Origin of the sequence: Treponema sp. (assembly GCF_017430385.1) — a bacterium.
Lineage (GTDB): Bacteria > Spirochaetota > Spirochaetia > Treponematales > Treponemataceae > Treponema_D.
Map to the genome: position 1 here is coordinate 1 of NZ_JAFRNB010000125.1, position 9,633 is coordinate 9,633.

A 9,633-nucleotide genomic window follows, 5' to 3' on the forward strand; every position below is an offset into this window, starting at 1 on the left:
GGCTCTCCTTGAGCTTTATGATACAAGCAAGAACGAAAAATTCCTAAAATTCGCTGACTACTACGAGGATTTCCGCATCAGCGACGACGGCACTATAGACGGCTTTAATAAAGAAGAATGGAACATCGACTCAATCAACGGTGGAAAGAATCTTTTCCCTCTTTATGCGCTCACCAAAAAAGAAAAATACCGCCTCGCTCTCGACAAGCTTTACGAGCAGGTAAAATCTCAGCCACGCACAAAAGAAGGAAACTTCTGGCACAAGGCGATTTACCCAAATCAGGTTTGGCTGGACGGCCTTTATATGGGCTTGCCTTTCTACATGGAGTACACGGCAAGTTTTGAAGGCGGCAAAAACAAGAACGATGTTTACAATCAGTTCTTCAATGTTGAGAAGCTCATGAAAAATCCGGCAGACGGCTTGTATTTCCACTGTTTCGACAGCTCGAAAACGGCCTTCTGGTGCGATAAAAACACAGGTCTCTGTCAGAATTACTGGCTTCGCGCTCTCGGATGGTTCAGCATGGCAATGCTCGACACTTTGAACCACGCCCCGGACAAGGGCAGCGACAACTGGAATCACCTCAAAGCCATGTTCATTGACTTGCAGGATTCAATGCTTCGTTTTCAGCACAAAAGCGGAATGTGGTACCAGCTCCCCGCTCTTCCGAATGTCGAGGGCAATTATCTTGAAACGTCTGGAACTTCAATCTTCGCTTACTCACTTTTAAAAGGCTTGCGCACGGGCATTTTGACTGGCACTAAAAACGAAGAAAAATACAAAAAAGCCGGAATCAAGGCATTTGAGGGAATCTGCAGCAAATATCTCAAAACCGAGGGCGGAGTTCTTTCGCTCGGCGGAATCTGTCTGGTAGCAGGCCTAGGCCCTGAAAACAACAAACGCCGCGACGGAACAGTAGCCTACTACCTGAGCGAGCCAATCGTTAAAGACGATGCCAAAGGTGTCGGCCCATTTATCCTCGCATATAATGAGTACAAGTTGATTAGAAAGTAAGTGACAAATCTAAAAACAAGCGTAGGTGGCAAGCACTTGCGTTGTTGTGCTTGTTTGGTTATTGCACGAATCCACTTTGTGCGAGCGAGCGAAGCGAGTCTAATTTCTAATTTCGCACAACCGTGGATTCTAGTGCCATGTTCCCGCCGAGAGTTTGTTTTTGCACTGCCAGTTAATTCCTAATTACAAACGCAGCCTGAACTGTCATGCTCCTGCTTCTTGTGTCCGCATCAACTTCGGGTGGCAAAAACGCGGCCTGTCTTCGGAATGAGCCGAAAATATCCTCGCCGTTCTCAAATTTTGTGCAGCATGTGCAATCTTCGGTGACTACGATGTTTTCTTCATGGATGCCGGCATTTCTCAGCACGGAAAGATTTGCCTCGGTGAGCGAGAGCCGGTAGGGAAATCGTTTTGCAAGTTCTTCATCTTTCTGATTTTTGAAAGTGGTTGCCTTTTCCACGCATTTTTCGCCAAAGTTCTTTTTAAAATATTCGGCGCGCTCCTCATCCACAAAATAGCAGCAGCTGCCGATGTGAGGCCCGATTGCGGCACAGATGTTCTCGCGCTTTGAGCCGTACAATTCAATCATCTTTTCTACACCGGCTCCCGCAATTCCCGTGCCTTTCCAGCCTGAGTGAAAAGCTCCGATTGCCTTTGTTTCCTTGTCGTACAAGAAAATCGGAACGCAGTCAGCGACTGTCACCGTCGGAACCAAGAGCGGATTCTGTGTTACGATTCCGTCTCCCTGTAAGCCTTTTGTGTCACAAGCTTCCTTTGCCTCAACGACGATTTTTGAATGAATCAGCTCGATTGGAACAGATTTAAGCTTACAGTCGCAAACACCTTCCGAGCTTGAGCAGTTCCCGGAGCAGACCGGATTTTTTATTTCTGTCAGGATTTCTTTGAGAACTTTCGTGCGGTTTTCATTTGTTTCGTTCCAGCGGAAGCGCATTGTTCCCGCCGAAAGAAGAGTCATTCCCCAGCGGGCATGTTTTTCGCTTTCAGATGATTCGAGCGGCAGACCATTGCGGTAAAAAGGAATCAGAATGAATCTGGCGTTTTGAGAAGATGTTTTTTCGAGTATATTTTTGATGACAATTTTGTTTATCATAGGATTTGTGCGTAAAGGAATTGTACTTCCTCTTTGTAGCGAGTGGTTATAGTTTCGCCTTCTTTTTGTCGAGCTGTTCCAGTTCAAGGACGAAACTTATTGCGTTTCCGATAATTTGCTGTGATTCTTCGATTTTTGTAACTAAAGGCTTGTTGTCCTTGTCCTTCATCTTGCTGAGGTTTGAAACTGTGTCAAACCTTGAGTCCTTTGTTTGTCCAAGAATTCCGAGAAGAATATTGTTGATTGCGCGGGCATTGTCTCCGAATCTGTGAATGAGACTTTTTACATCGCTTTCCAGCTCACGCATCATTTGATCGACTTTGCTTTGAGCCTGCAGGGTTCTTGAACGGTCTTCGCGGATTTTGTTGAACATCGCTCCTGTTTCGCCATGAATGGAAAGTTTACGCTCCAGTTCCTGGAATGAAATTGAAAGCTGAACCATCGCACCGAAATTCTCGACGAGTGTAGTGTAATTTTCTTTTTTGTTAAAGGAACCTTGAACAATCAGAGTCTTTAAATCAAGTTCGCAGACTGAGAATTTTTCACGCATGAACCAGTTCAAAAATCCCAGAGTGGATGCGTATGCAAACTGTACACCTGTGTCCCAGATTTCTTCCCATGGACGTTCCGGAAATTTTGGAAATGAATCCAAATCAAAAACGACTTTGAGCGTTGAGAGAAGTGCTTCTTTTTTACAGTCACTTTCCCATGCCGACCATTTCTGATCGAAAATTTTCTTCCATTTGTTTTTATATCTTACGAACCAGTCTTCACCACCTGAGAATGGAAGTATGCGCCATTGAGAGTCTCCGTGAATCAATCGGGCAACCGAGCGGACTGGAACGCTTGTCACGAACATATGCAAAAGACCGAGGCTTGAATGTGCCTTGCTTAAAAATTCTCCTGCATCGCGGCCGCTTTCTTCTTCGCTTAACCGTTTTGAGTTTCGGACGGCAAACAGATAGAGTGCCTCGAAGACTTCATCAGGAATATTTGTAGCGCTGGATAGAATTCTTGTGATATTGTCGATTTCAGTTTCAATGTCGCCGAACGGACAAATGAATTGCCTTGATTCTATCTGGGAAAAGCTGGTTATGAGCCTTGCATAAGGCAACCGGATGAATTGCTTCATCCATTCAGTTGCTTTTGCGGCTTCGTACATTCGGGCTTTGCTGTCAGCAGGAATTGTTTCGAATATGGCTTCAAGCTGTTTTAAAAGCTTTGACCGTGTGTCTGGCGGAATGTTCGCTGTGACAGGATTTGAATATGGGTCAGCGTTTGTCTTAATATCCTCAGTGACTTCCGGCATTACGAATGAACTTAAATATACATAAAAGGAGCCGTCTGTGTCATCTACGGAAGCAATATACGGCTTGAAAAAATCAGCACAGGCTTTCAGCTCAGTGAGTCTGTCGTAAAATGATGTCAGAAGAAGCCCCCGCTTGTAATGTATGAGCCCCGGAAAGTTTTTTGTGACATAATGTGAAATAAGCGAAAGTTTATATTCGTTGTAAATTGCGCTTTGAGTTGTGTTTGAGAGTACGGATTTTAACCAAATGAAAAATCTGAGCAGAAAAGGTTCTTTTTTGATTTTTATTTCAAGCGGCTCTGTGTCGTTTTCCAGTTCTTCATCGACAGGCTGAAAGGGTGCGCTTGTGTATGTTTCGTATGGCCTAAGCTGGTCAAGGATATTCTGCCTTTCTTCATCAGAAATGCCGTTTGCCATTTGGTCAAAAGAATCTCGCTTTTCCATAAAAAATAGTTTATAAGAAAAACACTGATAAAACAAGTAAAGTAAACTAAAAAAATGTGGAATGTTTGGGCTGGAAAAATGCCAAGTTTTACATTTGCAGAACAATGCAAAAACAAGCGTAGGCGGGCGCATCCCGCCCTTGCGGGCGGGTCGGGCTATCCGCACTTTCGCTGTCGCTCCATTCCCCGCCAACCATGTCTGCATTATCCGTTCGCGACAAGGATGCCGCGTCCTTAAAAAGTTAATAACTTCTGCGAGAACGAAGTTCTCGTTACGACATGGATGTCGGTGAACGCCTTCGGCGGTACTACTATCCCTTGCGCTTGTCTATTTGTTCAAATATTCAACAACAAGTTCACCCATCTTCTTTGTTCCGACGAGTTTTCCTGCTGCCTTAACTTCTGCGAGGTGGCTTCCTGCGATGTCGCCTGTGCGCCAGCCTGCATCCAAAACTGCATTGACTGCTGTTTCGATTGCTTTTGCCTCTTCTTCAAGCTTGAAGCTGTAGCGCAAGAGCATTGCTGCAGAAAGAATTGTTGCCAATGGGTTAGCCAGGTCTTTTCCCGCGATGTCAGGTGCAGAGCCGTGGATTGGCTCGTAAAGGCCTGGGCCTGTTCCGTCACCCAAAGATGCAGAGGCGAGCATACCGATTGAGCCTGTAATCTGGCTTGCTTCGTCAGAAAGGATGTCACCGAACATGTTAGATGTTGCGATTACGTCGAACTGGCGTGGATTTCGAACCATCTGCATTGAAGCGTTGTCGATGTAGAGGTAAGAAAGCTGAACTTCCGGGTAGTCTTTTTTGATATCTTCTGCAACTCGTCTCCAGAGCTGTGAAGAGTTGAGGATGTTTGCCTTGTCTACAACGCAGAGTCGTTTCTGGCGGTTCATTGCATACTCAAAGCCCATGCGAACGATTCGCTCGATTTCTGGGCGAGTGTATTTCTCTGTGTCCCAAGCTGTGTTTCCGTCTTCGCTTGTTCCGCGCTCACCAAAGTAGATGCCGCCTGTAAGCTCACGGACGATAAGGATGTCCAGACCTTCGCCTACGATTTCATCTTTGAGAGGGCAGGCATCTTTAAGCTGCTTCCACATTACGGCCGGGCGCAAGTTTGCGAAAACCTTCATGCCGCCGCGCATTCCGAGCAAAGCCTTTTCCGGGCGGATTTCAGAAGGAAGATTGTCCCATTTTGGGCCGCCGACAGCACCGAGCAAGGCTGCGTCTGATTTAAGACAGATGTCGAGCTGGTCCTGTGGAAGCGGATGACCGAATTTGTCAATTGCGGCTCCTCCAGCGAGAACATTTGTATAATTCCATTTGTGACCGTATTTTTTTGCCACTGCATCAAGAACTTTTACAGCCTCAGCAACTACATCAGGACCGATTCCGTCTCCAGGAATCAAAGCGATAGTCTTTTCCATATTTTACTCCGTTAAAATGATTTATAAACAACAAAGTTATTATAGTGATGCAATCATGTTGCGTAAAGTGAAATGTTTTTAACACAATAGTGAGTGAAACGCAATGTAATGCATCGTTGCGTAAAGTGTAGGGAGCCGGTCGCGCAGCGAAGAAACTCGTGAGACGAGTTTCTAGGCGAGTCTCGGTGAAGGCTACGCCTGAACCGCGTAAATGTTTTTAATATGATAATGAAAAAAATGCAACACGGTAATGGACGGCCTTTACTATGCAATGAGGCTGCCGTGTTAGCGCTGGGAGCACCTGCGGAGCAGTTCTGGAATGAGCGGAGTGAATGGAAGAATGAAGCGGAAGCGGAAGTGCGGACATAGCGACCCCGTCCTTCATGGCTCAGACATGGAGGACGGGGGAACACCCTTATAAATAATTGTGTACATCTGTGTAAAACTATGTTTTAATTGATAGTATGGAGGAATCTATGGAATTTGATTCAAAAAAAGCTGTGATTGTGCCGGAAGGCGTTTTTATTATCGGCACTTATGACGAGAACGGAGTTCCGAACGCGATGAATGCGGCTTGGGGCATCCAGTCTGATTACGGGGAGATTACGCTTTATCTTGCCAAACACAAGACGACCGAAAACCTCAAAAAGACAGGAGCTTTCACAGTGGCTTTCGCAACAAAAAGTACCGTAAAGATTTCGGATTATTTCGGCGTTGAGAGCGGAAACAATGTCAACAAAATTGAAAAGGCCGGAGTTCATGTCCATAAAAGCTCGCATGTCAATGCTCCGATTATTGAAGAATATCCAGTCACTTTGGAGTGCGAGGTCACGGAATGGAACGAGGAGCGGGAATATCTTCGCGGAAAGATTATCGCACAGCAGGTTGATGACTCAGTTCTCACGGATGGAAAAATTGACTTGGGAAAACTACAGCCGATTATGTTTGATGCCTCATTCCATGTTTACCGCGTGATTGGCGAAGTCGTCGGTAACGCATTCAAGGACGGTCTTGAAATCAAGAATAGATGAAGAATCTAACCTTCGCAGCACAGCTGCTCGGAGACTCGCTCAAAACTCACCTCGTGAGTTTTGTCCCCGAAATCGGGGTCGCTCCCTAGGTTGCGTTACCCCCGTTTTTTTTTCTTGACAAAAATAGTAAGTGCGGGTAATCTGATTGTATAGGCAACCGATTGCCTGCACTTTTTTTGAGGTTTAGGCAACCGGCTGCTTGATGTAAATTATGGCAAGTTTAAAAACTGTTCGTGTAAATAATCCTATTCTCACAGGCTTTCATCCTGATCCTTCAATCTGCATGGCAAACGGAGAATATTTCATCGCCAATTCGACTTTTGAATGGTACCCAGGTGTTGAAATCAGCCGCTCGAAGGATTTGGTTCAGTGGACTTCAGTTCCGTCTCCGCTCTCGGAAAAGCGGCTTTTGGACATGAACGGTGAAAAATTCTCCTGCGGAATCTGGGCACCGTGCCTTTCTTATTCTGACGGCCTTTTCTGGCTGATTTATACTAATGTTCGGAACTGGAATGTCGGCCCTCAGAAAGATTGCCCTAATTTTTTAACGACTGCTCCTTCAATCGAAGGTCCGTGGTCGGATCCTGTTTTTTTGAATGCGAGTGGTTTTGATGCCTCGATGTTCCATGATGATGACGGGAAGCACTGGTACATAAACATGGAATGGGATTTCCGAAAGACCGGCCCCCGGCAATTCTCTGGAATCGTCATGCGCGAGTACGATCCAAAAACAAAAACTTTGGGCGAAGAACGGCATAAAATCTTTTTGGGAACGGATATCGGCTTGGTCGAAGGCCCGCATCTTTATAAAAAAGACGGCTTGTATTACATAGCGGCGGCAGAGGGCGGAACTTCTTATGAACATTCCCTTACGGTCGCGCGTTCAAAATCAATTTTTGGTCCTTATGAAGTTCATCCTCAGAATCCGTTGATTTCTTCTTATGGCCGCATGGATTTAAAGATTCAGAAAGCAGGTCATGGAAGCTGGTGCTCATCTGTTGACGGAAAACGGACTTATCTTGTTTATCTTTGTGGTCGGCCTCTTCCCGGCACTTTGGATTGCGTGCTTGGTCGTGAAACTGCTTTTGCTGAGCTTGAATGGAAGGACGGCTGGCCATACATAAAGCAGACAGACGGTTCTCTTTCAAATATTCCGCCTGATTATGTTGATGTTCCTGTCGAGAACGAAGTTGTTCAGTCGGCTCCAGGCTGGGGAAAATGCCATTACACTTTTGCAGGTGAGATTCATCCTGATTTTAAGACTCTGCGTACTCCTGCTTGTGGCCGATATTCTCTTACGGCTCGACCGGGCTGGCTTCGGATGTACGGCGGTCAGTCTCCGTGGTCTTTTTATGAGCAGAGCATTTTCTGCCGCCGACAGACTGATTTTAAATTTACGGCTGAGACAAAAATTGAGTTTGAGCCTGACTATTTTCAGCAGTATGCGGGTATGTGCTACCGTTACGATGAGGAGACCCAGTATCTCTTGCAGATTACGCACAGCGAGACAAGGGGGAAAATCCTTCAGCTGAATCAGATAATGCCGCCAGAAAATGGATGCGAGATAACTTTTGTGCAGGGCATGGAAGTTGAGCTTGAAAAAGGCGCGGTCTGGCTCAGACTTGAGGTTGATTATAAAACGGCCTGGTTCTCATGGTCTCAGGACGGAAAGAATTTCCGAAGAATCTGTCCGATTTGTGAGCCTGCGAAACTTTCCGATGAATTCGGCGGGCTTGGATTTACAGGGGCTTTTGTAGGAATGTTCTGCGTGGACACCGAATTCTATAAAAAGCCGGCTGATTTTGAATATTTTGATTACATTGGCTTGGACAAGCACTAGGGCAGAACCGGGGTTTAGAATGACGACGATTTATGATATTGCAAAAGCCACAGGATTCTCTGCGCCTACGATTTCAAAGGCTCTTAACGGAACCGGGCATCTTCTTGAGAAAACCCGAAAACTGATTCTCGAAAAAGCCCAGGAAATGGGCTATGAGCCGAACAGTGCCGCACGAAGCCTTGCTACCAAGCGGACATATCTGATTGGAATTATTTACGATGATCCGAGTATGCAGCGAGGTTTCCGTCATCCTTTGTTCGCAAGAATTCTGAATAAATTCAAGGAAAGTGTCGAGAACTCTGGCTACGATATCATTTTTTTGTCATGCCATACAAAACTTTCTTACAGGGCGCACGCGGCTTTCCGTTCAGTCGAAGGAATCGTAATCATAAACGGCGAGTCGGTTTTGCATTCGGAGCTGGAAGAACTCGGCAAAATCGGAATTCCGTGCGTTTCAACGAATGGCGTTATTCCTGGAATCTGCACGATTATCGGTGACAATGTTGCTTCTGGCTACAAGGCGGCGCAATATCTTGTCTCAAAAGGACATCGGAAAATCGGATTTTTGTCAGCACCTGGAGATGATTTCATTATGTCGGCACAGGAGCGATACGAAGGCTTCTGCAAATATATGCGTGAGAATGGAATCAGCGTTGACCCCACATATTTTGAAAAATGTGATTCATGGAGGGTTGAGTCCGGCAAAAAAGGCTTCGAGGCTCTTTATAAGCGGCATCCTGATATGACGGCTGTTTTTGCGGTTTCGGACTTGTTTGCTTTGGGAGTCATGGAATATGCGGAGCAGCACGGAATAAAAATTCCTGAGCAGCTTTCAATCATCGGTTTTGATGATGACTTGATTGCGAACTATACAAGCCCCCGCCTTACGACATTCAGGCAGGATGCTGACGGAATTGCGACCCTTGCGGCAGATTTGCTTTTGGAGCATATCGTGGGGCTGCCTGTTCCCGAAAAATTAATCAGGCTTCCAACACAATTTATCGAACGAGATTCGGTAATATCAATTTAATATAGAAGAAAATTAGATGAATATAGAAAAGGAGCGAATATGGAATATGTAATTGGTGTTGATTTGGGTACGAGCGGAACTAAGACAGTTTTGTTTTCGACTGATGGGCAACCGCTTGCCTCAAAAACAATCGAATATCCACTTTATCAGCCGCAGAATGGCTGGGCGGAGCAGGCACCGGAAGACTGGTGGCATGCCGCTTGTGGCAGCATGAAGGAAGTGATTTCAAAAAGCGGAATCAATCCAAAGGACATCAAAGGAATCGGTATTTCCGGCCAGATGCACGGTCTTGTAATGCTCGACAAAGCAGGCAATGTTCTTCGAAAAAGCATCATTTGGTGCGACCAGAGAACTGCCGCTGAATGTGAAGAGATTACAAACAAAGTCGGGGCAAGCCGCCTTATCGAATTGACCGCAAACCCGGCTCTCAC

At 45.8% G+C, this 9,633-nt stretch carries 8 protein-coding genes; 5 read left to right on the plus strand and 3 right to left on the minus strand.

The features are described from left to right. On the plus strand, positions 1-1,015 hold a 1,015-nt coding region (locus IJJ71_RS08780; RefSeq protein ID WP_296846455.1), incomplete at its 5' end, for a glycoside hydrolase family 88/105 protein. Positions 1,016-1,187: 172 nt separating this feature from the next. Here the strand turns inward: IJJ71_RS08780 and IJJ71_RS08785 are convergent. The 3 genes from IJJ71_RS08785 to leuB all read right to left on the minus strand — a co-directional run bounded on the left by IJJ71_RS08785 (position 1,188) and on the right by leuB (position 5,301). Further along, positions 1,188-2,126, minus strand: coding sequence for a purine nucleoside phosphorylase YfiH/LACC1 family protein (locus tag IJJ71_RS08785; protein ID WP_296846456.1), 939 nt, complete (start codon positions 2,124-2,126; stop codon positions 1,188-1,190). A 46-nt stretch (positions 2,127-2,172) separates the two neighbouring features. After that, positions 2,173-3,879, minus strand: a complete 1,707-nt coding sequence (locus IJJ71_RS08790; protein ID WP_296846457.1) for a DUF5312 family protein — start codon at positions 3,877-3,879, stop codon at positions 2,173-2,175. 327 nt (positions 3,880-4,206) lie between these two features. Beyond that, positions 4,207-5,301 (minus strand): 3-isopropylmalate dehydrogenase, encoded by a 1,095-nt coding sequence (leuB, locus tag IJJ71_RS08795; RefSeq protein ID WP_296846458.1) that lies wholly within the window; start codon positions 5,299-5,301, stop codon positions 4,207-4,209. Between the two features lie 476 nt (positions 5,302-5,777). On the opposite strand from leuB, the gene IJJ71_RS08800 reads away from it, so the two are divergent. The 4 genes from IJJ71_RS08800 to IJJ71_RS08815 form a co-directional block, all read left to right on the plus strand. Further along, on the plus strand, positions 5,778-6,332 hold the full coding sequence (locus IJJ71_RS08800) for a flavin reductase family protein (RefSeq protein WP_296846459.1): 555 nt from the start codon (positions 5,778-5,780) through the stop codon (positions 6,330-6,332). A gap of 211 nt (positions 6,333-6,543) precedes the next feature. Then, a complete protein-coding gene (locus IJJ71_RS08805) occupies positions 6,544-8,172 on the plus strand; it encodes a glycoside hydrolase family 43 protein (RefSeq protein ID WP_296846460.1) in 1,629 nt (542 codons plus the stop codon). Positions 8,173-8,191: 19 nt separating this feature from the next. Further along, positions 8,192-9,202, plus strand: a complete 1,011-nt coding sequence (locus tag IJJ71_RS08810) for a LacI family DNA-binding transcriptional regulator (RefSeq protein ID WP_296846461.1) — start codon at positions 8,192-8,194, stop codon at positions 9,200-9,202. A 39-nt stretch (positions 9,203-9,241) separates the two neighbouring features. Continuing rightward, positions 9,242-9,633 (plus strand): xylulokinase (locus tag IJJ71_RS08815; protein ID WP_296846462.1); only part of this gene is annotated, 392 nt, incomplete at its 3' end.

What these genes read in the sequence shown, in the direction of transcription:
- IJJ71_RS08790 (WP_296846457.1), bottom strand. Translation starts at nt 3,879, where the DNA reads ATGGAAAAGCGAGATTCTTTTGACCAAATGGCAAACGGCATTTCTGAT.
- IJJ71_RS08810 (WP_296846461.1), top strand. Translation starts at nt 8,192, where the DNA reads ATGACGACGATTTATGATATTGCAAAAGCCACAGGATTCTCTGCGCCT.
- IJJ71_RS08785 (WP_296846456.1), bottom strand. Translation starts at nt 2,126, where the DNA reads ATGATAAACAAAATTGTCATCAAAAATATACTCGAAAAAACATCTTCT.
- IJJ71_RS08805 (WP_296846460.1), top strand. Translation starts at nt 6,544, where the DNA reads ATGGCAAGTTTAAAAACTGTTCGTGTAAATAATCCTATTCTCACAGGC.
- IJJ71_RS08800 (WP_296846459.1), top strand. Translation starts at nt 5,778, where the DNA reads ATGGAATTTGATTCAAAAAAAGCTGTGATTGTGCCGGAAGGCGTTTTT.
- leuB (WP_296846458.1), bottom strand. Translation starts at nt 5,301, where the DNA reads ATGGAAAAGACTATCGCTTTGATTCCTGGAGACGGAATCGGTCCTGAT.